This is a genomic window from Micromonospora sp. NPDC005171, from assembly GCF_040608575.1.
Classification (GTDB): domain Bacteria; phylum Actinomycetota; class Actinomycetes; order Mycobacteriales; family Micromonosporaceae; genus Micromonospora.
Genome location: NZ_JBEXIM010000001.1, coordinates 48,697 through 72,727 on the forward strand (window position 1 = coordinate 48,697; position 24,031 = coordinate 72,727).

Annotated in this window: 22 protein-coding genes and 1 riboswitch; of the genes, 10 read left to right on the plus strand and 12 right to left on the minus strand. The window is 72.5% G+C overall.

The annotated features are described in order from the left end of the window. Nucleotides 1-105 precede the first annotated feature (105 nt). The 3 genes from ABZU74_RS00200 (at nt 106) to ABZU74_RS00210 (ending at nt 2,457) form a co-directional block, all read left to right on the plus strand. Nucleotides 106-462, plus strand: coding sequence for a YciI family protein (locus tag ABZU74_RS00200; protein ID WP_355418165.1), 357 nt, complete (start codon nt 106-108; stop codon nt 460-462). Continuing rightward, entirely contained in the window at nt 459-1,712 is a 1,254-nt protein-coding gene (locus ABZU74_RS00205) for a DUF6596 domain-containing protein (protein WP_355416400.1), read from the plus strand. The genes ABZU74_RS00200 and ABZU74_RS00205 overlap by 4 nt, the downstream gene beginning before the upstream one ends. An 88-nt stretch (nt 1,713-1,800) precedes the next feature. Continuing rightward, nucleotides 1,801-2,457 carry a class I SAM-dependent methyltransferase gene (locus tag ABZU74_RS00210; protein WP_355416403.1) on the plus strand — a complete coding sequence of 219 codons (657 nt, stop codon included), beginning with the start codon at nt 1,801-1,803 and terminating at the stop codon, nt 2,455-2,457. A gap of 56 nt (nt 2,458-2,513) precedes the next feature. Here the strand turns inward: ABZU74_RS00210 and ABZU74_RS00215 are convergent, their stop codons facing one another. The 7 genes from ABZU74_RS00215 to ABZU74_RS00245 all read right to left on the minus strand — a co-directional run bounded on the left by ABZU74_RS00215 (nt 2,514) and on the right by ABZU74_RS00245 (nt 8,552). After that, entirely contained in the window at nt 2,514-3,974 is a 1,461-nt protein-coding gene (locus tag ABZU74_RS00215; RefSeq protein ID WP_355416406.1) for an alpha/beta hydrolase, read from the minus strand. 123 nt (nt 3,975-4,097) lie between these two features. Further along, the gene (locus ABZU74_RS00220; RefSeq protein ID WP_091395128.1) at nt 4,098-4,367 is read right to left on the minus strand and encodes a hypothetical protein; all 270 of its coding nucleotides are present in this window, start codon (nt 4,365-4,367) and stop codon (nt 4,098-4,100) included. Then, entirely contained in the window at nt 4,364-4,711 is a 348-nt protein-coding gene (locus ABZU74_RS00225) for a helix-turn-helix domain-containing protein (protein ID WP_124818380.1), read from the minus strand. The genes ABZU74_RS00220 and ABZU74_RS00225 overlap by 4 nt, the downstream gene beginning before the upstream one ends. 163 nt (nt 4,712-4,874) lie before the next feature. Further along, complete coding sequence (locus tag ABZU74_RS00230) at nt 4,875-5,048, minus strand: CsbD family protein (RefSeq protein WP_036390803.1); 174 nt, start codon at nt 5,046-5,048, stop codon at nt 4,875-4,877. Between the two features lie 74 nt (nt 5,049-5,122). After that, nucleotides 5,123-7,369, minus strand: coding sequence for a heavy metal translocating P-type ATPase (locus ABZU74_RS00235; protein ID WP_355416410.1), 2,247 nt, complete (start codon nt 7,367-7,369; stop codon nt 5,123-5,125). A gap of 12 nt (nt 7,370-7,381) precedes the next feature. Continuing rightward, nucleotides 7,382-8,329 carry a hypothetical protein gene (locus ABZU74_RS00240; protein WP_355416413.1) on the minus strand — a complete coding sequence of 316 codons (948 nt, stop codon included), beginning with the start codon at nt 8,327-8,329 and terminating at the stop codon, nt 7,382-7,384. Between the two features lie 13 nt (nt 8,330-8,342). Next, nucleotides 8,343-8,552: a copper ion binding protein gene (locus ABZU74_RS00245; RefSeq protein ID WP_091395144.1), complete on the minus strand. Its 210-nt coding sequence runs from the start codon at nt 8,550-8,552 to the stop codon at nt 8,343-8,345. A gap of 95 nt (nt 8,553-8,647) precedes the next feature. Here ABZU74_RS00245 and ABZU74_RS00250 point away from each other — a divergent pair, with 95 nt between their 5' ends. The 3 genes from ABZU74_RS00250 (at nt 8,648) to ABZU74_RS00260 (ending at nt 11,930) form a co-directional block, all read left to right on the plus strand. Next, on the plus strand, nt 8,648-8,944 hold the full coding sequence (locus ABZU74_RS00250) for a metal-sensitive transcriptional regulator (RefSeq protein WP_030329541.1): 297 nt from the start codon (nt 8,648-8,650) through the stop codon (nt 8,942-8,944). 294 nt (nt 8,945-9,238) lie between these two features. Then, on the plus strand, nt 9,239-10,609 hold the full coding sequence (locus ABZU74_RS00255; RefSeq protein WP_355416416.1) for a YibE/F family protein: 1,371 nt from the start codon (nt 9,239-9,241) through the stop codon (nt 10,607-10,609). Between the two features lie 166 nt (nt 10,610-10,775). Next, nucleotides 10,776-10,906: riboswitch (cyclic di-AMP (ydaO/yuaA leader) on the plus strand. 4 nt (nt 10,907-10,910) lie between these two features. Further along, complete coding sequence (locus tag ABZU74_RS00260) at nt 10,911-11,930, plus strand: hypothetical protein (protein ID WP_355416419.1); 1,020 nt, start codon at nt 10,911-10,913, stop codon at nt 11,928-11,930. Between the two features lie 56 nt (nt 11,931-11,986). Here ABZU74_RS00260 and ABZU74_RS00265 read toward each other — a convergent pair whose 3' ends face one another. Next, the gene (locus tag ABZU74_RS00265; RefSeq protein ID WP_355416422.1) at nt 11,987-12,724 is read right to left on the minus strand and encodes a carbonic anhydrase; all 738 of its coding nucleotides are present in this window, start codon (nt 12,722-12,724) and stop codon (nt 11,987-11,989) included. Nucleotides 12,725-12,950: 226 nt separating this feature from the next. Between ABZU74_RS00265 and ABZU74_RS00270 the strand changes: the two genes are divergently transcribed. Next, nucleotides 12,951-13,286, plus strand: coding sequence for a MarR family winged helix-turn-helix transcriptional regulator (locus ABZU74_RS00270; RefSeq protein ID WP_355416425.1), 336 nt, complete (start codon nt 12,951-12,953; stop codon nt 13,284-13,286). 50 nt (nt 13,287-13,336) lie between these two features. Next, nucleotides 13,337-14,566 (plus strand): type VII secretion-associated serine protease mycosin, encoded by a 1,230-nt coding sequence (gene mycP / locus ABZU74_RS00275; protein ID WP_355416428.1) that lies wholly within the window; start codon nt 13,337-13,339, stop codon nt 14,564-14,566. A 91-nt stretch (nt 14,567-14,657) separates the two neighbouring features. Here the strand turns inward: mycP and ABZU74_RS00280 are convergent, their stop codons facing one another. From ABZU74_RS00280 to eccCa, 3 genes are all read right to left on the minus strand, one after another. Next, nucleotides 14,658-14,936, minus strand: a complete 279-nt coding sequence (locus ABZU74_RS00280; protein WP_030329555.1) for a WXG100 family type VII secretion target — start codon at nt 14,934-14,936, stop codon at nt 14,658-14,660. A gap of 25 nt (nt 14,937-14,961) precedes the next feature. Beyond that, a complete protein-coding gene (locus tag ABZU74_RS00285; RefSeq protein ID WP_030329557.1) occupies nt 14,962-15,270 on the minus strand; it encodes a WXG100 family type VII secretion target in 309 nt (102 codons plus the stop codon). A gap of 203 nt (nt 15,271-15,473) precedes the next feature. Next, nucleotides 15,474-19,439: a type VII secretion protein EccCa gene (gene eccCa / locus ABZU74_RS00290; RefSeq protein ID WP_355416432.1), complete on the minus strand. Its 3,966-nt coding sequence runs from the start codon at nt 19,437-19,439 to the stop codon at nt 15,474-15,476. 166 nt (nt 19,440-19,605) lie between these two features. Between eccCa and eccD the strand changes: the two genes are divergently transcribed. Next, nucleotides 19,606-21,003 carry a type VII secretion integral membrane protein EccD gene (gene eccD, locus ABZU74_RS00295; RefSeq protein ID WP_355416435.1) on the plus strand — a complete coding sequence of 466 codons (1,398 nt, stop codon included), beginning with the start codon at nt 19,606-19,608 and terminating at the stop codon, nt 21,001-21,003. Nucleotides 21,004-21,025: 22 nt separating this feature from the next. Here eccD and ABZU74_RS00300 read toward each other — a convergent pair whose 3' ends face one another. Next, nucleotides 21,026-22,213 (minus strand): type VII secretion protein EccE, encoded by a 1,188-nt coding sequence (locus ABZU74_RS00300; protein WP_355416438.1) that lies wholly within the window; start codon nt 22,211-22,213, stop codon nt 21,026-21,028. 163 nt (nt 22,214-22,376) lie between these two features. On the opposite strand from ABZU74_RS00300, the gene eccB reads away from it, so the two are divergent. After that, nucleotides 22,377-23,999 (plus strand): type VII secretion protein EccB, encoded by a 1,623-nt coding sequence (gene eccB / locus ABZU74_RS00305; RefSeq protein ID WP_355416441.1) that lies wholly within the window; start codon nt 22,377-22,379, stop codon nt 23,997-23,999. Nucleotides 24,000-24,031 lie beyond the last annotated feature (32 nt).

The window sequence follows — 24,031 nt, forward strand, 5'->3', positions numbered from 1 at the left end:
TTCTTCGGTACGCGGTAGGGATCGGGGGAACGACTCCGACCCTCCGGTGAGTCACGCCCCGATCGGGGGTGCGACCAGAGCCTGAGGAGCATCGCCGTGAAGTACATGCTGCTGATCTGGAACCGGCCCGGCTTCACCGAGGAGCTGACCGAGCAGGACCGCACCGCCCTCTTCGGCGAGGTCGACGAGATCATGAAGGAGTTGACCGAGACCGGCGAGCTGATCGGCGGCCAGGCGTTGACGAGTCCGTCGCAGACGTTGACGGTCCGGCTGGTGGGCGGCCACCCCGAGGTCCTCGACGGCCCGTTCATGGAGAGCAAGGAGCAGTTCGCCGGTTATCTGGCCGTCGACTGCGACACCCCGCAGCGGGCCGCCGAGATCGCCGCCCGCTGGCCGGACATCCGGTACGGCGGCGCGATGGAGGTCCGCCCGATCATGGACGAGGCCGGGACGGAGATGTGACCGGGGACCGGACGGTCGAGGACCTGCTGCGCACGTTCGCGCCGCAGGTCCTTGGCCTGCTGGTCCGCCGGTACGGACAGTTCGACGCGTGCGAGGATGCGGTCCAGGAGGCGCTGCTCGCCGCCGCGACGCAGTGGCCCGGCCAGGGCGTACCGGACAATCCGCGCGCCTGGTTGCTCACCGTGGCCACCCGCCGGCTCACCGACGAGTGGCGCAGCGAGAGCGCGCGCCGGGACCGCGAACTGGCGGTGGCGCGACGCGAGCCGGCGTACGCCGGGGTGGCTCCGGCGGCGGACGCGGAGCCGGCCGTTCCGGCCGACGACGACACTCTCACGCTGCTGTTCCTCTGCTGCCATCCGGCGCTGCCCGGATCGGCGCAGGTGGCGCTGACCCTGCGCGCGGTCGGTGGTCTCAGCACCGCCCAGATCGCCCGGGCGCACCTGGTGCCCGAGGCGACGATGAGTCAACGGATCCGGCGGGCCAAGCAGCGGATCGAGGCCGCCGGGGCCCGGTTCACCATGCCCGGGCCGGCCGAGCGGGACGAGCGGCTGGGAACGGTGCTGCGGGTGCTCTACCTGATCTTCAACGAGGGCTACACCGCGTCCAGTGGCCCGGACCTGGGCCGAGCCGAGCTGACCGGCGAGGCGATCCGGCTGGCTCGCATCCTGCGCGGGCTGCTGCCCGACGACGGCGAGGTGGCCGGGCTGCTGGCGCTGATGCTGCTGACCGACGCGCACCGGGCGGCCCGGGTGGGGCCGGCCGGGGAGTTGGTGCCGCTGGCGGAGCAGGACCGCTCCCGGTGGGACGCCGCAGCCATCGCGGAGGGGGTCGCCCTGATCACCGAGGCGTTGACCTGGTCGCCGCCCGGCCCGTACCAGCTCCAGGCGGCGATCGCCGCTGTGCACGCCGAGGCGTCGACGGCGGCGGAGACGGACTGGCGGCAGATCGTCGCGCTCTACCGCCTGTTGGCCCGGATCGCGCCGAACCCGATGGTCACCCTCAACCAGGCGGTGGCGGTGGCCATGGTCGACGGGCCGAGGGCGGGGCTCGCCCTGCTCACGCCGTTGGACGCCGACGAACGCACGGTCGGGCACCACCGGCTCGCCGCCGTCCGGGCTCACCTGTTGGAGCTGGCCGGGGATGTCGGTGCGGCACGGGAGGCGTACCTGGTCGCGGCGCGGGGCACCACGAGCCGACCCGAGCAGCGGTACCTGGAGGTGCGGGCGGCCCGGCTGACCGGGCAGGGGTGAGGGCCGCCACCTTGCCGTTTTGGCAACAATCTTTGCGCATTACGCCGGTCGCCGGTCACAGTCGTGGGCGACGCGCGAAGGAGCACAGATGACCGAGCAGCACGAGTTCGACAAGGGCTACTGGGAGCGGCACTGGCACCAGGCGCACCACGACCGGCCCGGTGCGATGAGCACGAGTCCCGCGCACCCGTACCTGGCCCAGGAGGCCGGCGGTCTGGTGCCGGGCACGGCGTTGGATGCCGGGTGCGGCGCCGGCGCGGAGGCGATCTGGCTCGCCGCCCACGGCTGGCAGGTCACCGCTGTCGACATCGCACCCGTCGCCCTCGCCACGGCTGCCGAACGCGCGACGGAGAGCGGGGTGTCCGAGCGCGTGCGGTGGGTGGAGGCGGACCTGACGGCCTGGGCTCCGGAGACGCGGTTCGACCTGGTCACCACGCACTACGCGCACCCGGCGATGCCACAGCTGGCCTTCTACGACCGCATCGCCGGATGGGTGGCACCCGGCGGCACCCTCCTGATCGTCGGGCATCTGCACACCTCGGGAGCCACCGAGCAGGGGCACGGGCACGCACACGGGCATGGGCACCACCCGCCGGACGAGGCTTCGGTCACCCTCGCGGACATCACCGCCGGCCTGGACGGCGCCACCTGGGAGATCGTCACCGCCGAGGAGCAGCGCCGCACGGCGCCGGGCCGGGAGGCCCCGCTGCACGACGTGGTCGTCCGCGCCACCCGACGCCGGTGAGCACACCGCTGCCTGCCGTCGGACGGCCCGGACCACCCGACGGCCGGCAGCGGCGGTCACACCTCGGGTTCGACGGCCGGGCAACTGGCACCCCGGGCGGGCACCACCTGGCCGATCAGGTAGGAGTCGACGGTTCGTTCCACGCACGGGCTGCTGGTGTAACTGCCATGCCCCCACCCCTGGTAGGTGAGCAGCGCGCCGTGCCGACCCAACTGCCGCGCCACGTTGCGCGCCCAACCGTAGCCGCTGGCCGGGTCGTGCACAGTGGCGGCGAGCAGCAGCGGCACGTCGGTGTGGACCCGCAGCCGATGCTGCGGGTTGGCCACCGGCGTCGGGGTGCCCAGGCAGGTGACCAGGGCGAACAGCGCCGGCGGGTAGCGCAGGTCCGGTGCGAGCCGGGCCGCGCGGCGCAGGTGTCCGGCGTACTCGCTGTAGTCGCGGACCGGCAGGCTCCAGTCCTGACAGAAGACCGCGAAGGGGTACGGGGCCACGGCGTCGCCGGTCGATGGGCCGGCGCTTCGCAGGGCGGTGGCGGCATCCATCTTGCCCAGCCACTCGGCCAGGCCCGGCCACCGCCAGGTGTCGTAAAAATCCTTGTGAGTGAGCCGGCTCAATTCGAATGGGGTCAGCACCACCCCGGGCCGCTTCGGGTCGGTCAGCAGACCGCGCTCGGCCCGCGCGTGCAGCCCGGCCCAAATCGCCCGGAAGTCCCGGCCGTGCAGGGCACAGGCCGTGGACCGGTCACACCAGGCGACGAACTCGTCGAACGCGCCCTCTGCTGTGGCGGCCTGGGTGTCCAGGAAGGCGCGGGTGCCGAGGCTGTGGTCCATCGTGGCCTCCAGCACCATGGCCCGGACCCGGTCGGGGTACAGCTCGGCGTACCGCTGCCCGAGCAGGGTGCCGTACGAGCTGCCGTGGAAGGTCAGCTGCCGTTCGCCGAGCGCGATGCGGACCGCGTCCAGGTCGTGAGCGGCGCTGGTGGTGTCGACGTGGTCGTAGAGCGCCCCGGTGCGGGCCCGGCAGTCGGCGCGCAGCAGCGCGTTGTTGGCCAGGACGGCATCGAACTGGGCCTGGTCGGCGATCACCTGCGGTTGCCGGGCGAGCAGGGCCCGGGCGCAGACCACCGGGTGGCTGCCGCCGGTGCCGCGTGGGTCGAAGCTGACGATGTCGAACCGGGCACGCAGGTCGGCACTGAACCGGGAGCTGCCGTTCACCACCCGGTCGACCCCGCTGTCGCCCGGCCCGCCGGGGCCGAAGACCAGCGCACCTTCCCGGGTGGCCGGGTCGGCGGCCCGACGGGCCAACGACAGGTCGAAGCGCTCACCCCGGGGTCGGTTCCAGTCCACCGGCAGCGACAGCGTGCCGCACTCGGCGCTGGTGTCGGTGGCGCAGGGCAGCCAGTCGATCGTCGGGGTGGACTGTGCTCGGGCGGTGGCCGGGCTCGCTGGGGCCAGGCCGGCGGCCGTGAGGGCCAGGGCGACCGCCCAGCCGACTGCGGATTTGCGTACGCGCAGCATGAGGTGCTGTCCTCTCCTCGAAGGAGCGTTGCCGGTGAAACTCGCCCACCGGGCGAGGTGATGCTGCTTCCACCCGGGCCGTCGAGTAGCCGCTCGGCGGCCCGGGGCCTCTCGTCCGCCGGGTCAGTCGACCTCGCGCAGGACGCGTTCGAGCGTGGTCATCCGGGTCTCCATCCCGCCCAGCCGGCCATCCATCGCCGCGAGCAGTCGGGCGTTCTCCGCCTGGGCCTGAGCGGCGGTCTCGGCGAGCCGGCGGTAGTCGTCCGCGCGGTCCGCCTCGTACCGGGCCCGCCGGGTCTTGGCGAGCTGCACGACGGTCACCGTGACCACGCTGATCAGGAAAGCGAAGATGCCGATCGCGCCGACCACCTCGGTCCAGTCGTGCTCGCTCATCGCTGCGCTCCCGGCTGCTCGCCCGAGTCGGGCACGGTCAGCGTCTCGACCGCCGCCGCGATGACCGCGGGGGTGAGTGTGAGCACGAACGGCTCCACCTCGTAGTAGTTCATGGCCTTCCCGTCCTCCGACAACTCCAGGCGGGCGGTGACCAGCCCGGCCGCCGCCAGCTTCCGTAGGTGGACCTGCAACAGCGCCCGGCTGATGCCCAGTTGCCGGGCCAGCCCGCTGACGTACGCACGCTCGCGGGCCAGCGCGGCGACGACCCGCAGCCGGTGCGGGTTGGCCAGGGTGGCCAGCACCCGGACCAGGTCGTCGCCGGTCGGCGGTGGAGCGGTGCTCATAACCAGCCCTTGCACATGCCAAGGAAAGTTAGCAGGTGCCGGCGGGCGGCGGCGCGGGACGGGAGCGGAATCAGGGGGATCTCAGGGTCGGCGCAAACGGCCGGACACGCAGCACGCCGGGCCGGTGATGATCACCGGCCCGGCGTGCGGGTTACGTCGTACGTCAGCTCTTGAAGGCGTCCTTGATCTTCTCGCCCGCCTGCTTGAGCTTGGCGGTGGACTGGTCAGCGCGACCCTCCGCCTCCAGCTGCTCGTTGTCGGTGGCCCGACCGGCGCCTTCCTTCAGCTTTCCGGTCGCGTCCTCGGTGGCGTTGTTGATCTTGTCGTCGATACCCATTGCCAACCTCCATTGCAAGCGTCGCTACGACCAGAGAGGTACCCCCGCCGTCGCCGGCCCAACCATCACCGCCGTCACAGATCGGCAGCGGCCGAACGGAACCGGCGCAGCCGCAGACTGTTGGCCACCACGAAGACCGAGGACAGCGCCATCGTGGCGCCGGCGATCATCGGGTTGAGCAGCCCGGCGGCGGCCAACGGCAGGGCCGCCACGTTGTAGCCGAACGCCCAGAACAGGTTGCCCCGGATGATGCCGAGCGTGCGTCGCGACAACCGGATGGCGTCCACGGCCGCGTCCAGGTCACCCCGGACGAGGGTGAGGTCGGCCGCCTCGATCGCCACGTCGGTGCCGGTGCCCATCGCCAGCCCCAGGTCGGCCTGGGCCAGCGCCGGCGCGTCGTTGACCCCGTCACCGACCATCGCCACCGACCGCCCCTCGGCCTGGAGCCGCTTGACCACGTCGACCTTCCCGGCCGGCAGCACCTCGGCGATCACCTCGTCCACGCCCACCTCGGCGGCGACCGCGCGAGCAACCGTGGGGTTGTCACCGGTCAGCAGGACCGGGGTAAGCCCCAGCCCGCGCAGCCGGGCCACCGCCGCCCGGCTGGTCGGCCGGACCACGTCGGCGACCGCGAGCACGCCACGGGCCCGCCCGTCCCAACCGGCGACGATCGCCGTACGGCCGGCGGCCTCCGCGTCGCGCACTGCCCACTCAACCTCCGGCGGTACGTCGAACTCGCGCTCGCGCAGCAGCCGGACCCGGCCGACCAGCACGGCCTGCCCGTTCACCGTGCCGGTCACCCCCAGCCCGTCGAGGTTGCCGAAGTCGGTCACCGGGGGCAGCGCGCCCGCGTCGGTGGCAGCGGCGGCGACCGCACGGGCGATCGGGTGCTCGGAGGCGGCCTCCACCGCCCCGGCGAGCCGGAGCAGCTCGGCCCGGTCCACACCGCTGGCCGGCACCACGTCCACCAGTGTCATCCGGCCGGTCGTCACGGTGCCGGTCTTGTCGAGCACCACGGTGTCCACCCGGCGGGTCGACTCCAGCACCTCCGGGCCCTTGATCAGCACGCCGAGCTGGGCGCCCCGGCCGGTGCCGACCAGCAGCGCGGTCGGGGTGGCCAGGCCGAGCGCGCACGGGCAGGCGATGATCAGCACGGCCACGGCGGCGGTGAACGCGGCGGTCGGGCCGGCCCCGGTGCCGAGCCACCAGCCGAGCGTGCCGACGGCGAGAGTGATGACGATCGGCACGAAGACCCCGGAGATCCGGTCCGCCAGCCGCTGCACTGCCGCCTTGCCGCTCTGCGCCTGCTCGACCAGGTCGGCCATCCGGGCGAGCTGGGTGTCCGCGCCGACGCGGGTGGCGGTGACGATCAGCCGTCCGCCCGCGTTGATCGTGGCGCCGACCACGCCGTCGCCGGGGGCGACCTCGACCGGCACCGACTCACCGGTGAGCATGCTGGCGTCGACCGCTGAGGTGCCCTCGTCGACCACCCCGTCGGTGGCGATCTTCTCGCCGGGGCGGACCACGAACCGGTCACCGACCACGAGCCGGTCCACCGGGATCAGGGTCTCCACGCCGTCATGCAGCACCGCCACGTCCTTGGCGCCGAGGTCGAGCAGGGCGCGCAGGGCGGCACCGGCGGTCCGCTTGGACCGGGCCTCGAAATAGCGACCGGCCAGGATGAACACTGTGACCCCGGCGGCCGCCTCCAGGTAGATGTTGCCGGCGCCGTCGGTCCGGGTGATGTCGAAGCGGAACGGGTGCGTCATCCCGGGCATCCCCGCGTCACCGAGGAAGAGCGCCCAGAGCGACCAGCCGAACGCGGCCAGGGTGCCGAGCGACACCAGCGTGTCCATGGTGGCCGCGCCGTGCCGCAGGTTGGTCCAGGCGGCCCGGTGGAAGGGCAGCCCACCCCAGACCACCACCGGGGCCGCCAGGGTCAGCGACAGCCACTGCCAGTAGTCGAACTGCCAGGCCGGAACCATGGCCAGCAGAACCACCGGCACGCTCAGGGCCACCGAGACCCAGAGCCGGGTGCGCGGCCCCCGCAACGGGTCCACCGGGGCTTCCGCGCTGGGCGGGGCCGGCAGCGCCGCCGTGTAACCGGTCTTCTGCACGGTGCCGATCAGATCGTCCGGCGTGACGCCGTCGGCGTACCGGACGGTCGCCTTCTCGGTGGCGTAGTTGACGGTGGCGCTCACCCCGTCCATCCGGTTGAGCTTCTTCTCGATCCGGGCGGCGCACGCGGCGCAGGTCATCCCGCCGATCGCCAGTTCGATCCGGTTCGGCGCCTCGGGCAACGGTCTGCTGGTGGTGGTCATCGTCTGGTCCCGTCAGTTGTGTCCGTGCCCAGGGGTGCCGTGGTCTGCCCCACCGCTCGGTGCGGGTTCGCTCGGGGTGGGGGCGTCTCCGGTCGGGGCGGCGCCGGCGACCACTGTGAACTCGGCGGTGTGCACCCGCCCGCCGTGCCGGAAGTCGAGGTAGAGCCGGTAACTGCCGGCCGAGGGCACATCGGCGAGGAAGGTGACGGCCGGACCGGGCTGGGTGCGCCCGTCGCCGGGTGTCCCGTCCGGGTGCACGTGCAGGTACGCCAGGTCCCCCCGGCGCAACGCCACCAGATGCCCATACGCGCCCAGGTAGGGCTCCAGGTCGGTGACCGGCTGCCCGTCCCGGCTGACGGTCAGGGTCAGCGGTGACGTGCGGCCGGGCTGCGGCGCACCGGCCAGGGTGACCGTGTAGCCGTCGACGGTGGTGCTGGTCGCCGGGGCGGGCAACGGCCGTTCGGTCAGCTCGCCGGGGACTGCCACGTCCACGCCGAGGGTCAGCGGCTCGCCCCCGGTCGGGGTGAAGTCGGCGAATGCCCGCCACTGGCCGGGGCCGGTCAGCGGGGTGCCGACCCGCCAGGTGCCGTCCGGGGACAGCTCGGGGTGGACGTGGCGGAAGCCGGACAGGTCACGTCGGGCGACGATGAGGTGCATCTGCTTGTCGTGCGCCACGTCGTACCGGGTGACCGGGCGGCCGTCCGGGCCGGCGATCCGGAAGGCGAACTCGCCGGCCGGGGCGTCGAGCGGTTCGAGGGTGTAGCCGCGCTCGGAGACGAGCAGCCCGCCGGGGAGCCGGTCGGCCGTCCCGCCGGACTCGTCCGCCGTCGGGGTGGCGGCATCGTCGTGCCGGCTCTCGGCGGCCGGGGCGGGGTCGACGGCCCGGCCGACCCCGTAGGTCGCGCCGAAGACCGCCACCAGGCCGACGGCGAACCCGGCCAGTTTCGTCACGGTACGCACGCCGGCCCTCCGATCACGCGTCGACGAGGTCGTAGCCGGCCTCGTCGACGGCAGCCCGGACAACAGCGGTGTCCAGCGGCTGATCGCTGCTGACGGTGACCCGGCCGGCCGCGAGGTCGACCTGGACGTCACGCACGCCCGCGATGGCGCCGACCTCGGCGCTGACCGCGCTGACGCAGTGCCCACAGGTCATGCCCTGCACCTGGTACGTCGTGTTGACCATTGGATCGTCTCCTTTACGGTACCGGTACCCGGTGGGGGTAACTCGTCCGGCCACGACCGTACCATACCCCCTGGGGGTACGCTATCCTGGTCGACATGACCGCACCCACCCCGATCCGCGGATACACCGCCAGCAAGGACCAGCTGCTCGCGCGGCTCCGCCGCGTCGAGGGGCAGGTCCGGGGCATCGAGAAGATGGTCGACGACGACCGCTACTGCATCGACGTGCTCACCCAGATCTCCGCGATCCAGGCCGCCCTCGACAAGGTGGCCCTGGGGCTGCTCGACGGGCACGCCCGGCACTGCATGCACGAGGGCGCCGCCGAGGGTCGGGCCGACGAGATGGCCACCGAGATGATGGCGGCGGTCGGCCGGCTCATGAAGCGCGGCTGACGGCCGGGGCCGCCACGCGGGCGGTTCGGCCGCGACACTCCGCCACGACCTGCAGCCCCCGGACGGGCTGGCTAGCATCTCCCACGATGGCCCTCCGCATGCCGCTGCACAGTCGGGCACCGGCGCCGCCACGACGTGGCGTCGCCCCCGGCCGACCGGGCCGAGCACTGACCGTCCGTGATCAAGCGGTCGTCAGGCAGCGATCCACCCCGCCGTCCGCCGCGTTTCCACCGAAACGGTGAACCGCCCGGCCCGCTGACCCGTACCCCGCACCGGATCGTTGGGAGTTTCGCCTTGGCCGCCGACCACACCCGCCCTGCGCCGTCCGCCCCACCACGGGTGCGACGGATCCTCGTCGTGACCGTGGTCCCCCTCTTCGTCGCCACCGTGCTCGCCGCGGCGCTGCTGTGGCCGCGCGGCGGGTCACCGCAGACCGATGGTGGTGCGGACGTGCCGCGCCACCCCGGCACTGTCACCCGGGTGGTGAGCGAGCCGTGCCCGCCGGCGCCGTCGGTCCCCGAGGGCACCCCGAGGGTCGGCGACGGACGGTGCGGCACCGTCGACGTCCGGGTGGACGACGGACCGAACGCCGGCCAGCAGGTGCGGACACCGGTGCCCGACGGACCCGGCGCACCCCGGGTCGAGGTCGGCGACGAGGTCATCCTGGTCGAGCTGTCCGACCCCACCGATCCGACCACCAGCAACTGGAACATCGCCGAGCACCAACGCGGCACCCCGATGGTGTGGCTGGCAGTGGTCTTCGCGGCCGCGATCGTCGCGTTCGGTCGATGGCGGGGTCTGGCCGCGCTCGCCGGGCTGGCCGCCAGCTTCGCCATCCTGCTCACCTTCGTGCTGCCGGGCATCGGCGCCGGCCGGTCACCGCTGCTGGTGGCGGTGGTCGGAGCGGCCCTGATCATGTTCGTGGTGCTCTATCTGACGCACGGGGTCACCGCACAGACCTCGGTCGCGGTGCTCGGCACCCTGGGCAGCCTGGTGCTGACCGGCGTGCTCGCCACCATCGCCACAGCCGCGACCCACCTCACCGGCTTCGGCAGCGAAGACGCCACCACCCTGTCGATGTTCCAGGGCGACGTGGACCTGCACGGCCTACTGCTCGCCGGGATCATCATCGGATCGCTCGGGGTGCTCGACGACGTGACGGTCACCCAGGCGGCCACCGTCACCGAGCTGGCGAACGCGAACCCCGGGCTGACCCGGTTGCAGCTGTACCGGGCAGCCACCCGGGTCGGCCGCGCGCACATCGCCTCCACTGTCAACACCATCGTGCTGGCGTACGCGGGCGCGTCGCTACCACTGCTACTCCTGCTCACCGCCGACTCGCGGCCGATCGGGCAGATCCTCACCAGTGAGTTCCTCGCGCAGGAGATCGTCCGCAGCGCGGTCGCCACCCTCGGTCTGATCGCCGCCGTACCGCTGACCACCGGGCTGGCCGCGGTGGTGACCGCCGCCGGGCGCATCGATGCCGCACAACCCACCGATGCTCCCGCGCCCCGGCCCCAACCGGACCGCACGGAGGCACTTGCGGCACTCAGCTCACCGCGAACGACCGGCTCCGACGAACCGGACCGGACGCGGACCGCACCCCCATCCGAGGCCACCGACAGGTGGCCGGAGTCGAACAGGAGCACGGATACGGCATGGTGACACTCCTCAGCGTGACCAGATCGGGCATCCACCCTGAGAACCACGTCACTGGTCACTCAACGCTATGGCGAAATGACGCTTTTGGTCGGCATCCAGGCGTAGCTCACCCGGTCGACTCTCGGGTAACCTCGCTGCCGGTTACCGATGAAGGCGCGAAGCGGCGCCTGCGGTGCCACCGCCCAATCGCCAGCCGGCGAGCCGGGGACCCAGGTATCCGGGGTGAATCCGCGTCAGCGGTAGGGGCCGCTTCCGCCCCGAACCCGTCAGCTAACCCGGTCGGCGGTCGACGGAAGGGAACATTGTGACGGCACCCCTACGCCGCTGGTTGACACCCGTGGTGGCCGTGATCGCCGCACTGACCGTGTTCGCCGGGCCACTCCCGGCGCACGCCGCCCCGACGAACCCCACACCGTCAGGGCACGAGGAGGACGGCGAGCCCAAGCTGCTCAACGACGTCATCGAGCAGGCCAACCGCGACTACTCCGCCGCCAAGTCCAAGCTGGACAAATCCAAGAAGCGGCAGAGCGAGTTGGCTGCCCAGGTCAACCGGGCCAAGGCCGACCTGGACGCGTTGGCCCCGCAGGTCGGGGAGATCGCCGCCCAGGCGTACCGGACCGGTCGGATCGGCGCGGTCGCGATGCTGCTGGAGAGCGAAGCTCCCGACTCGTTCGTCCGGCGCGCCGGGATGCTCGACGAGATAAACATGGTCAACGAGAAGAAGCTCTCCGAGGTCAACGAGGTGAAGGCCCGCGCCGAGCAGGCCAAGCTGGCCCTCGACACGGAGGTCCGCGAGCAGCAGAAGCAGACCGCCCTGATGGCGAAGCGGAAGAGCGAGGCCGACAAGGCGCTCTCCCTCGTCGGCGGGAAGGGTTTCACCGGCGGCCTGGTGGATGCCACCTCCCCGGTCGCGAGGATCGGCCCGGGTCGCACGGCCGACGGTGACTGGAAGCCACAGTCGTGCAGCGAGAACGACCCCACCACGTCCGGCTGCATCACCCCTCGCACGCTGCACGCGTACAAGGAGGTCAAGCGGGCCGGCTTCAACCGGTTCGTCGGCTGCTACCGCCCCGGCGGGCCGTGGGAGCACCCGAAGGGCCGCGCCTGCGACTGGTCGCTGCAGAAGAGCGGCTTCTCCCCATGGCACAACGAGGACACCCGGACGTACGGCAACAACGTCGCCGCGTTCCTCATCCGTAACGCCGACCGGCTCGGCATCTACTACGTGATCTGGAACCGGCAGATCTGGTTCCCGGCCACCGGCTGGAGTTCGTACAGCGGGCCGTCGAACCACACCGACCACGTCCACATGTCGCTGCTCTGACCCGCACGATCCCCGTCGAGGGCCGTTCCGCGTGACGCGGAGCGGCCCTCGACGCGTCAGACGGTGGCCGGCGCGGCCGGGCCGGTCGACTCGGGTGATCCGGCCGGGGTGTCCAGCGTCGCGAAGTCGGCCGGCACTACGGCCACCGGGCGCACCGCTCCGGCGGCCAGGCGGTAGGACACCCCCACCACCGCGCACCGCCCCTGCGCCACCTCGTCGGCCAGCACCGGAGACTGCCCGAGCAACGTCTCGACGGTCTGTGCGATGTGGATGTCGACGATGCCGTCGATGTCCTCCACGCCCTCGGCCTGGGCCCGGCGCAGGCTGGGCAGCACGGCGTCGACCACCGCGCGCAGATGGCCACTGGGTGCGGTGCCGGTCGCGGCGGACTCCCGGGCCGCCTGCACCGCTCCGCACGAGTCGTGGCCGAGCACCACCACCAGCGGAGTGCCGAGCACGGTCACCGCGTACTCGACGCTGCCGAGCACCTCGGGGCCGGCGGTGTGCCCGGCCGTGCGAACCACGAACAGGTCGCCCAGCCCCCGGTCGAAGATGATCTCGGCAGCGAGCCGGGAGTCGGAGCAGCCGACGATCACCGCGAACGGGTGTTGCCCGTCGGCCACGGCGGCCCGGTGCCCGGCATCCTGGTTGGGGTGGCGTGGAGTGCCACCGACAAAGCGCCGGTTGCCAGCGACCAGTTCGGCGTACGCCAGGGTCGGCTCGCTGAGCGCGGACGCCCGGTCGGTGGTCCGCTGCGGACCCGGCTGCCCGCCGACGCTCCCGGTATGACTCATCCCGCACCTCGTCTCGACGCATTTGACCTGGTCAAACCGGCATTCCGCCGGCCGGGCGGCGGGCGCTGGCTCGGGCTCCACCGTCACACGCACGGTAAGGTGCGTCAAGGGATGCGTGATTTAGATTTCATACGTTGATTCCGGCCGCCCCCTGGGCAACCTTTCCGAGGCAGGGCGGAGAAGACTCTCGCGAAGGCAGGCGGACATCCGGAAAGGCGGTCCCACGATGGCGGGCACGGTGACGGGCGACACCGGCAGCGGGCGGAACTGGACGTTCCTCACCAATCACGGGCACGTCCTGCTGGCCATCGCCCGCGATCCGACCGCCCGGCTGCGCGACGTCGCGGCCGAGGTCGGCGTGACCGAACGGGCCGCGCAGGCGATCGTCGCCGACCTGGAGGCGGGCGGTTACCTGCACCGCACCCGGGTCGGGCGGCGCAACGAGTACACCCTCAACCCGGCCGGCCGGTTCCGGCACCCCGCCGAGGCCGACCGGCAGGTTGGCGACCTGCTCGCGCTGTTCGCTGACGCTTCCACAGCGAAGGCGTCCCCCCGCGCCTGACCCTCGTCGCCGGGGCCGCTGCCCGGCGGCCACGGCGGTAACCTTTGCGGGTGCGCGAATGCCCGCCGTTGAGCGCGACCCCGTCCCGACGTGCCCTTCGCGGCGTCCTCAGTGGAGCGCTGGCGGCCCTGCTCGGCGCCGGCCTGGTGGCACCCTCCCCCGCGACCGCCGCGCCGCCCCTCTGCGGCCCCAGCGGTGCCGAGGGCCTGACCCAGACGCCGTGGGCGCTACGCCGGCTGGAGCCGTCCTCGGCGTGGCCGCTGTCCCGGGGCGCCGGGGTCACGGTGGCCGTGATCGACTCCGGAGTCTCCGCCGCCCACCCGCTGCTCAAGGGGCAAGTGCTCGAGGGTCGCGACTTCAACGGCCTGCCGGCCCGCAAGGGCCAGTGCGACGAGGCCGGGCACGGCACCCTGATCGCCGGGATCATCGCCGGTCGGGAGGGCACCGTCGTCCCCTTCAGCGGCATCGCGCCGGCCGCCCGCATCCTGCCGATCCGAGTCCTGCCGCAGCTCGGGGAGGTCAGCAATCCGCAGCTCCCCGCGGAGATCGCGGCGGCCATCGACTGGGCGGTCGCCCAGGGCGCCGACGTGATCAACCTGTCCCTGACGACGATTCCCCGCCCCGAACTGACGGCGGCCGTGGAGCGCGCGCTGGCCAACGGGGTGGTGCTCGTCGCCGCCGCAGGCAACCGATCGGAAAATTCCCAGAACCTGCCGGGTTACCCGGCCGCGTACCCAGGGGTGATCGCGGTCGGCGGGGTGGACGAGCAGGGCAGCCACGTCGGCACCTCGATCAGCGGCGACTACGTCGACATCGCCGCGCCCGGGATGAACATCGTCGGGCCGGCGCCCGGAAACACCGGCTACCGCACCGTGCCGGAGGGCGGCACCAGTTACGCCGCCGCGTACGTCTCGGGGGTGGCCGCGCTGGTCCGGGCCGCCTACCCGAGTCTCAACCCGCAGCAGGTAGCGGATCGGCTCAAACGCACCGCGGACAACCCACCGGAGGGTCAGAACGCCGACATCGGCCACGGGATGGTCAACCCGTACCGGGCGGTGTCGAGCCTGCTCGGCACCCGGGCGAACCCGCCGGCCGGCGCGCTCCCGGCACCCGCCGTCCGGGAAGACCCGCTGAGCTGGCAGCGCCCCGCCGCGATCTGGGCGGCGGTCCTCGGCGCTCTGGTCGCCGGGCTGCTGCTGGTAGCGCGACCGATAATGACCCGGGGCCGCCGACGCGACTGGCGCCCCGGCCGACGCACCGACGCACCGACTGCCGGCTGAGCCGCACACCGCGACGCGGGGCCGACGCCTACGCCGACACAGAGCGGCTCCGGGCCGGGTGAACCGGACCGGAGCCGCTCGTGCGAATGCCTCAGCTCCACACCTTGGAGTTGCTCATCTCCGTGGTGAGGTAGTTTTCGCGGGCGATGCCCACGGCACCGCCGATCTCGTTCAGGATCCGGTTGATGTCCCGGACCGCCGCGTCCCACTTCGCCTGGTGCTGCTCGTAGGCAACCCGGTCCTCGCCGTCCCAGTGCAGCTTGGTCAGCATCGACCGCAGCGTGTCAAGCTTTTCCTCGAGGGTCTTCGAGATGGCCTGCATCTGCTGGTTGCTGCTCTCGAGGACCGCATAGTCAACTTTGATCGTCACGATTTCCTCCTCTGCCGGCTGCGGATCACGGGTTGAGAGCAGAGTGGAACTTGTCCAGCATCTGCTGCTGCTCTTCGTCGTTGACCTGGTGCGTCGTACCCGACTTGTCGAGCAGGTCAGCGATGCTGTCCATCGCCGTCAGCAGTTTGACGGTGTCCTCGTTCCAGCGCGTCATCAGCGACTGGAAGCCAGTGGACGCCTGCCCCTTCCACGCGATGGCCAGGTCATCGACCACGTTCCACAGCTTCTTCAGCTCGCCGTCGACCTCGCTGCGCGTGGACCGCACGTCACTCGCGGCGGTATGCAGAGTCGCAGCTTCGACCTCGAACGCCATGCTTCACACCCTTCCGTCTGTTGTGGTGGCGGCTTCGCCGCACCCTCCCCCGCGGCAAGGCAGCAACACCCCACCGACGGACACTCCTGTGAAGACCGTAGCGGAACCTGTCCAGCCCTCGCAGCCCTGACCGCCGACGTTCGATGGATGGTGGTGAATCGGGCCGAGACGGCCCACCACCCCTACCGAACGGCCGACCGCGCTCAGGCCGGCTCAGACCAAGCGGTCTGAATCAGCTGCTGGCCATCGCGACGGCGAACCAGGGTGCCCCGGCCGGGCGGTTGCGGGCTCGGTCGCAACGTGCCGAACACCGCGCCCTCCTCCCGGTTACCGGACATCAGCAGGCCCGGTGAGTCCAACTCGCGCAGCCGTTGCAGCACCGGCTCGTAGAGCGCCCTGGACACACCACCGACCCGGCGCGTGACGATCAGGTGCAGACCGATGTCCCGAGCCTGCGGCAACAGCTCCTGCAGGGCGCTGAGCGGGTTGCTGCCGCCGGAGGCCACCAGGTCGTAGTCGTCCACCAGGATGTACAGATCCGGGCCCTTCCACCAGCTCCGGTCGCGCAGCTGGGCCGTGGTCACGTCCGGGCCGGGCAGCCGGTTGGAGAGCGCGCTACGGATCGAGCCGAGCCCCTGGGCGAACGCCTGGTTCGACGGTGCGTAGTCGAGCAGATGGTCACCCTCCACCGCCCCCAGCAGGCCCCGCCGGTAGTCGGCGATCACCAGCCGGGCCTGCGCCGGGGTGTACCGCTCGGTGATCCCCCGGGCGATCAGGCGCAGCAGGTTGGTCTTGCCGCACTCCGCGTCGCCGAAGACCGTCAGGTGCGGCTCGTTGGCCAGGTCCAGGTAGACCGGCGCGAGTGCCGACTCGTTGACACCGATCGGAAGCCCCGGTGCCGACCTGTCGATGATCCGGGCCAGCTCCGCCACCGGCAGCCGACGCGGCAACAAGCGCACCTTCGGCGCCGGCCGACCCGGCCAGTTCGCCGCCACATGCCCGGCCAGGGCGAGCGAGGCCTCGCTCAGATCATCGATGTCGCGGCGACCGTCGATGCGGGAGATGGCGGTGAGGAAGTGCAGCTTGTCCCGGGTCAGACCCCGACCGGGCGACTTCTCCGGCACGTTGTTCGCCGCGCGGCGGTCGATCTCGGACTCCGACGCGTCACCCAGGCGCAGCTCCAACTTGGTGCCGAGCAGATCCCGCATGTTGATCCGGATCTCCGCCCACCGCACGGCGGTGAGCACCACGTGCACGCCGAAGCCGAGGCCGCGGTTGGCCAACGTGGTGATGGTCTGCTCCAGCTCCTCGTACTCCTGGCGCAACGTGTTCCACCCGTCGACCACCAGGAACACGTCGCCGAACGGGTCGTCCGCGAACTCACCCGCGGCGCGGCGACGGCGGTAGCTCGCCACCGAGTCGATGCCGTGCTGGGCGAAACGAGCCTCCCGCTCATCCAGCACGGCGACCACCTCGGCCACCGTCCGGCGGACCGCCTCGACGTCGCGCCGACCGGCCACCCCGGCCATGTGCGGCAACCGCTCCATGCTGCGCAGCGCGCCCCCGCCGAAGTCCAGGCAGAAGAACTGCACCTCCCGTGGCGTGTGCGTGAGCGCCAGCGACGCGAGCAGGGTACGGAGCATCGTGCTCTTGCCACTCAGCGACCGACCGACGATGACCACGTTGCCACCGGCCCCGGCCAACTCGACCATCATCGGGTCCCGGCGCTGCTCGTAGGGGCGGTCCACCACGCCCACCGGCACGGTCAGCCGCCCGCGCCCGGGCCAGGACGCGGTGCACAGCCCGTAGGTCGGGTCGACCGCCAGCGGGCCGAGCAGCTCACCCAGGCCCGGCGGGTCGGCCAACGGCGGCAGCCACACCTGGTGGGCCGGGCGACCCCGACCCTTGAGCTGGTCGATCAGCACGTCGAGCATCGCCACGGCCTTGCCGTCGGCCGGCTGCTCCGGCTCCGGGGCGGTGTCGACCGGCACCTGCGGGACCTGCACCGGCACGAAGTCGAGGCCGTACGGCACGATCCGCCGCTGCACCAGCGCCTGCGAGGCGGAGGCCTGCTGTCCCGGCGCCCGGTACGCCCCCGACACGTACGCGGCCCGGAACCGCAGCATGGTGCTGGTGTCCGTCTTCAGGTAGCCGTGGCCCGGCGCGTTCGGCAGCTCGTACGCGTCAGGTACGCCGAGCACGATCCGGCTCTCCACAGCGGAGAACGTCCGCAGACCGATCCGGTACGACAGGTGGGTGTCGAGGCCGCGCAGCTTGCCCTCTTCCAGGCGCTGGCTGGCCAGCAGCAGGTGCACGCCGAGGGACCGACCCAACCGGCCGATCATCACGAACAGGTCGATAAAGTCCGGTTTGGCGGCGAGGAGTTCGCTGAACTCGTCACAGATGATCAACAAGCTGGGCATCGGCGCCAGTGGCTCACCCGCCGAACGCGCCTTCTCGTACTCGAAGCGGGAGACGTAGTTGCCGGCCGCCCGCAGCAGCTCCTGCCGGCGCACCATCTCACCGGCGAGCGCGTCGCGCATCCGGTCGACGAGCGGGAGCTCGTCGGCCAGGTTGGTGATCACCGCGCTGGTGTGCGGCAGCGCCTCCAGCGAGGCGAAGGTCGCGCCGCCCTTGAAGTCCACCAGGACGAAGTTCAACTCCTCCGACGAGTGGGTCACCGCCAACGCGGCCACCACCGTACGCAGCAGCTCGCTCTTGCCGGACCCGGTCGCGCCGATCACCAGACCGTGCGGACCCATGCCCTCGTGTGCCGACTCCTTGAAGTCGAGCTCGACCACGTTGCCGTCCGGGCCGACACCGAGTGGGATACGCAGCCGATCGCGGTGACCTCGCGGACGCCAGGTGTTCTGCACGTCGACCGCTGCGGCGTCACCGACCCCGAGCAGGTCCGGCAGCTCCGTGCTGCGGGCCAGCGGCTCGTCGCCGCCGGTCTGCTGCTGGGAGAGCCGGAACGGGGCGATCTGCCGGGCCAACCCCTCGGCGGCCTCGGCACTGAGCCGGTCGGGCCGACCCAGCGTCGACGACGAGCTGCCCCGGACCAGATCGAGTGAGCTTCCGTCACCCACGTCGAGACAGAGCAGCCAGCGGCCGGCGTCACGCGGCACCGTCCCGGAGAGGTCGATCACGGTAGCGCCGAGCAGCCCCGGGCCCACCAGCTGGCAGGTCGGTGAGATCTCCCCGCCGTCGATCACCACGATCAGGTGCGGGGCGGTGGTCAGCGGCTTGGCCTCCGGCGCGAACCGAGGCCGCCCGGCCAACTCGGCGGTGAGCGACGCCTCGGCCTCGGCCAGGCTGGCGAAGACCAGCCGGCGAGCGCCGGCCGCGTCCGTACGACCGCTGTGGTGGGCGTGTGGCAGCCACTTCACCCAGCCCCAGGACGACTGCCGGTCGGGTGCGGCGACTACAGCGATCACCAGGTCGTCAGGCGCGTGGAAGGTGGCCAGCTGCCCCAACGCCGCCCGGGTCAGGTCGAGCACCGACTCGCGGTCGCCGCGCAGCACCACCCGACTGAACGCGCGCACCGACAGCGCCGTCGGCAGGTCCGGCACCGTGGAGTGCGCCCGGACGAACCGGCGAAGCGCGATGGCGCTCATCGGCTCCAGGTCCTCCACCGGCTTCGTCTCCGGTGGGACGATCTCCACGGCGAGCCGCTGCGGGCCGAGGGCGATCCGGGTCTCGCCGAAGTCGTCCTCGGTGATCCGCCGCTCCCAGAGTCGCCGGGACGCGGCGATCGACCAGAGCGCGTCGGGCTCCGGGTGCCGCCACGCCATCGCCGCCCGCTGCTGCTCGGCGGCACGCCGGGTGCGCTTGCGCATCTGCGCCAGGTAGCGCATGTAGTCGCGGCGATCGGCGTTCAGCTCGGCCTTGTCCTTGCCACCACTGTTGGCCAGCGAACCGATCGCCATGCCGAGCATCGAGACACCGAACAGACCACCGGCGACGTAGGTCATCATGCCGCCGCCCTTGCCGGCGTAGAGGAACGCCATGGCGCCGACCCCGCAGAACATCGGCAGGATCATGAGCAACTGCCCCATCCCGCGGGGTGTTGGCTCGGGCAGCTCGGGAGGCGACTCCAGCAGCACCTCGCCGCGCGGTAAGGCCGGCCCCGGCTGACGCGGGAGCCGGCGGAACACCACCGTGCTCACGGCTGTCTCCTCCCCAGAAGCGGCCCTGATGACGTGCGGTCCGCGGAACAGCGCCCGCGGGTGGGCATCGTACGTGCCGCCATCGTAGGTAATCTGCCGTGTGCGCGGTGGACCCGGACCGCAGCATCACAGCCAGCCGATCACAGACGCACACCTGGAGGCCACTGTGGCGACGAAGACGGCGACCGGTGGTCTGAGCCGGATCACCATCGTGGCTCCGCGTACCCGGATGGATCTGGCGCTGCCGTCCGACGTGCCGCTGGCCGACCTGCTCCCCACCCTGCTGCGCTACGCCGGCGAGGACATGGCCGACGAGGGCGCGCGGCACGGCGGCTGGGCACTGTCCCGGTTGGGCGGTGCGCCCCTCGACGGTGGTCGTACCGCGGCGCAGCTCAGCGTCCGCGACGGTGAGGTGCTCTACTTCAACCCGCGGTCGGACGCCGCGCCGGAGGTCGTCTTCGACGACGTGGTGGACGCGGTCGCCACCGCGACGAACCAGCGCCCCGGCGCCTGGCAGGTCGGCGCGACCCGCTCCTTCGCCGTGGTCTTCGCGGCGGCGGCGCTCGGCGCCGGCGCGCTGGCCGCCCTCTTCGCCGGCCCGCCGCACCTGCCCGGCGCGCTGGCCGCGCTGCTGGTCGCGGTGGCGCTGTTGGTGGGCGCCGCGGTGCTGTCCAGGGCCGCCGGTGACAGCGACATCGGCGCGGTGCTGGCCCTGGTCGGCCTGGTGCACGCGGCCACCGGCGGCCTGCTGCTGCTCGCCGGCGATCGATCGCTGACCGAGCTGGCCAGTCCCCATGTCCTGCTCGCGGCAACCGCCGCGGTGGTGGCCGGCGCGGTGGCGGTGCTGGCGGTCGGCGACCGCTACCCTCTCTTCTTCGCCGCGATCGGGGTCGCGGCCGCGACCGGCCTGGGCGCGATGCTCTGCCTGGTCCTCGGCCTCGACGCGGCGGCCTCCGCGGCGGTGGTCGCGGCAGTCGCGTTCGGCGTGGTGCCGGCGCTGCCGATGATGGCCTACCGGCTGGCACGGCTGCCGGTGCCGTCGATCCCGACCGGTCCGGAGGACCTGAAGACCGACAGCGAGTCGGTGGACGGCCGGCAGGTGCTCCAGCAGAGTGAGCGCGCCGACCAGTTCCTCACCGGTCTGCTGTGGACGGTGTCGCTGCTGGTGCTCGGCGCGCAGATCGTGCTGGCCCTGGACGGGCGCCTGCCCGCGGCTCTGCTGTGCCTGGTGCTGGCCCTGCTGGCGCTGCTGCGGGCGCGGCCCCTCCTGGGCCGGTCCCAGCGCACCCCGGTGCTGCTGGCCGGCACCGTGGGACTGGGCCTGACCGCCGCGACCACCTTCGCCGGTGGGTCGCTGCCGGTCCGGCTCGGCCTGATCCTGGGCGGGCTGGTGCTGGCCGCCGTGATCAGTCTGATCTACGGTCTGACCGTCGCCGGCAAGCGCATCTCGCCGGTCTGGGGCCGCCTGCTCGACATCGTCGAGATCCTGCTCATCATCTCGCTGGTGCCGCTCGCCTTCTGGGTCTGCGGCCTCTACGGCTGGATCGTCAACCTGCGACCCTGACCGCGCCTCCCCGCCGCGCCGGTCAGCGCGACCGCAGACCGGTGGAGGCACCCAGCGCCGACGCGACCGGAGCGGTGGCGTAGACGCCCGGAGCATGCTGACCGTCCATCGGCCGGGTGGCCGCGCCGGTCCGATCCGCGACCTCGCGAACCACCTTGACCAGGGCCTCGACGTGGTTGTCCATCGCCGCGACCCGCAGTAGCGGTGCCGCCACCCGACCGTCCGCCGAGACGGTCACGGCCACCGTGTGCGACGGCGCCGACGTCGCGGTGATCGCGTCCACCAGCGGGCCGAGCGGCGCGTCGGAACGGCCCCGCAGGGCCATGCAGCGGTGTGTCCAGCCGCCGCCACGCAGCCCACGCCAGCTCTCCGTCGGCGCCTCCGGCACCAGGTCCAGACCGGCGGCCGAGACGATCGCCGCGCGTAGTTCCTCACGACCCAACGGGCGATGGGCCAGCCCCGCGGAGGTCAGCGCCTTGCCGAGCCGGCCGATTCCGGCGGCCACCGTCCGGTGTACGCCGGTCAGCCCACCACCCCGACTCACCGCCTCGACCCGGGCGTCCCGAACGGTGAGCCGCACGGCCACCCAGACGGTCCGGTGCGCCGCCGGTGGCGCCCCGGGCGCCGGGTACCAGACCAGCGTGTGCGCGACGACCTGGGCCCGAGAGACCGGGGCGCTGAAATCCGCCAGCACCCGCAGTGCGCGGTCCACCGCTGCGGCGTCGACGGAGCCGACCGCCGCGCCGGTGGCCGACTGCAGGGCGACGGCGGCGAACCAGCCCTGGTCGTCCCGCCCGATGCCGAGCCGGGTGCCGCGGTCGGTCAGCTCGATGACGCTCAGCTCGGGAGCGAGCGCAGCCAACCGTGGGTCGGTAGCGGTGCCGCTGGCAAGCGCGGCCGACGCGCGTTCGCCGCGTCGCCGCAGCCGTCGACGCAGCAGCAGATCCTCGAACCACCAGCGACCACCTCGACGGGCGAAGGCCGCCAGGACGATCAGCAGCGCCGCCGCGCCCACCGCGGCGAGCACCCAGCTGGGTCCGGCGGTGGCGGCCCAGACGCCGACCACGCACAACTCCAGCACGACGAGCTGCCCGACCAGCACGGGACCGACGCGCCCACGGCCGGGCCGCTCGGCCGGGGGCGCCGGCCGGGTCGGAATGCCGACAGGGTCCGTGACCGCTGGGGCGGGTGGCGCCTGAAGCTGCGTCATCGCTGACTGTCCCTCCTGCACGGTACGACTCTGCGCCGGGTCTGCTCCGGTGCCGGCCACGAGCGGTGGTCCCAAGGAACCACCGTCGGCCCCTTATCGTAGGGAAGCCCGCGACGGCACCCCGACCCTGATCGTCGCGGATCCACCCCGCCGGAGGTAAGTCATGCGGACCCGCCGCGATCAGGTGCAGGCGTACCGCTTCGTCACCCGCCGCATCGTCTCCGCCTTGCTGTCGGGCGATCCGGAGACCACGAACCTGCCGATGCGACGGCTCGGCATGGCCGTCTTCGGCAGTGTCCTCGCCGCCGCCATCGTGCTCGGTGGGGTGGGTGCCTACGGCCAGTTGACCGGCGGCGCGGCGCCGCTGGACGACCAGACCCTGGTCATCGAACGGGAGACCGGCGCGACGTACGTGTTCATCGAGGGGAAACTGCACCCGACGCTCAACTACGCGTCGGCGCGCCTCATCGTGAACGACGCCAGTGCCGAGGTGCGGACGATGTCCCAGGCGTCCCTGCGGGACCGGCCCCGCGGCGTCACCCTCGGCATCGTCGGAGCGCCGGACGCCCTGCCGGACCGCAAGTCGCTGACCGGACTGCCCTGGTCGGTCTGCGACGTGCCCGACCCGGTCGACCGGCAGCGGTCCAGCACCCGGGTGGTGATCGACCGTGCGTTGCCCGGTGGCACGCCGCTGGGTGACCGGGCGGTGCTGGTCTCGGTGGACGACCAGCGCTATCTGATCACCAACAACGCCCGGCTCCAGTTGCTCGACCCGTCCCGCACGATCACGGCGCTGCGGATGGCCGGCACCGAGCGACTCCAGGTCGGGCAGCAGCTGCTCAACTCGGTTCCCGCCGGGCCGCCCCTGCGCCGGCCGTCGCTGACCGGTGAGGGCGAGCCCAGCAGCCGCAGGGTGGCCGGGCAGTCGTACGACGTCGGCTCGGTGTTCAAGGCCGCCGGGCGGCACTACGTGCTGACCCGGGACGCTCTCGTGTCGATCAGTGAGATCACCGCGTTGCTGCTCGTCAGCAACGGCGGTCGGATCACCGACATCACCCCGAATGAGGCCAGCGAGGCGTTCGAGGAGCGGCGGATCGAGGAGGAGGGGCTGCCCCCGACGATGCCCGCCCTGTACGTGGCCCAGCCCGGTCAGACCACGCTGTGCGCGACGTACCGGAAGGGCAGCGCGGGCGGCCCCCCGACCACCACAATGGAGGTCTTCGACCGGGTGCCCGACGAGCTGACCGACGGCGATCCGGGCCTGGTGCCGGTGCGGCAGACCAGACGCGACGCCGTACGCACCGCCGAGGCGGTGCTGCTGCCCGGCGGCAAGGGTGTCATCGCGCAGGCTTCGCCCGGTGCCGGGACCAGCGGGTCCGGCGCCGCCGGGTCGACGATCTACCTGATCAGCCCGCAGGGCATCCGGTATCCGCTCGGCTCGGCGGCGACGTTGGAGGCGCTCGGCTACGGCGGGGTCACCCCACTGGCGGTGCCCGGCTCGCTGCTCGCGCTGATCCCGACCGGGCCGACGTTGGACCGCGAGGACGCGTTCGCCGTCTTCGCTCCCGACGGACCGGCACCGGCCGCCCCACCGCCGGCCGCGCCGAAGTCGGCCTCGCCATCCGCGGCACCGCCGTCCGGCACGCCGTCCGCCGGGGCACCGTCGGGGTCGTCGTCCGCCGCGCCGCCGTCGGGCTCGACACCGTCGACTCCGGCCAGCGGCGCCCCGTCGAGCGGCGGGACCGGCGGCGGAAGGTCCACCGAATCGACCGACGCCGACGGCTGAGCAGCTTCGACGGGTCGCCCGGAGTCGCACTG

Bases quoted from the DNA above. Each gene is read 5' to 3' on its own strand.
- eccB (WP_355416441.1), top strand. From the start codon at position 22,377: ATGCGGACCCGCCGCGATCAGGTGCAGGCGTACCGCTTCGTCACCCGC.
- ABZU74_RS00230 (WP_036390803.1), bottom strand. From the start codon at position 5,048: ATGGGTATCGACGACAAGATCAACAACGCCACCGAGGACGCGACCGGA.
- ABZU74_RS00265 (WP_355416422.1), bottom strand. From the start codon at position 12,724: ATGAGTCATACCGGGAGCGTCGGCGGGCAGCCGGGTCCGCAGCGGACC.
- ABZU74_RS00245 (WP_091395144.1), bottom strand. From the start codon at position 8,552: ATGGTCAACACGACGTACCAGGTGCAGGGCATGACCTGTGGGCACTGC.
- ABZU74_RS00300 (WP_355416438.1), bottom strand. From the start codon at position 22,213: ATGACGCAGCTTCAGGCGCCACCCGCCCCAGCGGTCACGGACCCTGTC.
- ABZU74_RS00200 (WP_355418165.1), top strand. From the start codon at position 106: ATGCTGCTGATCTGGAACCGGCCCGGCTTCACCGAGGAGCTGACCGAG.
- ABZU74_RS00250 (WP_030329541.1), top strand. From the start codon at position 8,648: ATGACCGCACCCACCCCGATCCGCGGATACACCGCCAGCAAGGACCAG.
- ABZU74_RS00225 (WP_124818380.1), bottom strand. From the start codon at position 4,711: ATGAGCACCGCTCCACCGCCGACCGGCGACGACCTGGTCCGGGTGCTG.
- ABZU74_RS00270 (WP_355416425.1), top strand. From the start codon at position 12,951: ATGGCGGGCACGGTGACGGGCGACACCGGCAGCGGGCGGAACTGGACG.
- ABZU74_RS00285 (WP_030329557.1), bottom strand. From the start codon at position 15,270: ATGGCGTTCGAGGTCGAAGCTGCGACTCTGCATACCGCCGCGAGTGAC.
- ABZU74_RS00210 (WP_355416403.1), top strand. From the start codon at position 1,801: ATGACCGAGCAGCACGAGTTCGACAAGGGCTACTGGGAGCGGCACTGG.
- ABZU74_RS00235 (WP_355416410.1), bottom strand. From the start codon at position 7,369: ATGACCACCACCAGCAGACCGTTGCCCGAGGCGCCGAACCGGATCGAA.
- ABZU74_RS00215 (WP_355416406.1), bottom strand. From the start codon at position 3,974: ATGCTGCGCGTACGCAAATCCGCAGTCGGCTGGGCGGTCGCCCTGGCC.
- ABZU74_RS00220 (WP_091395128.1), bottom strand. From the start codon at position 4,367: ATGAGCGAGCACGACTGGACCGAGGTGGTCGGCGCGATCGGCATCTTC.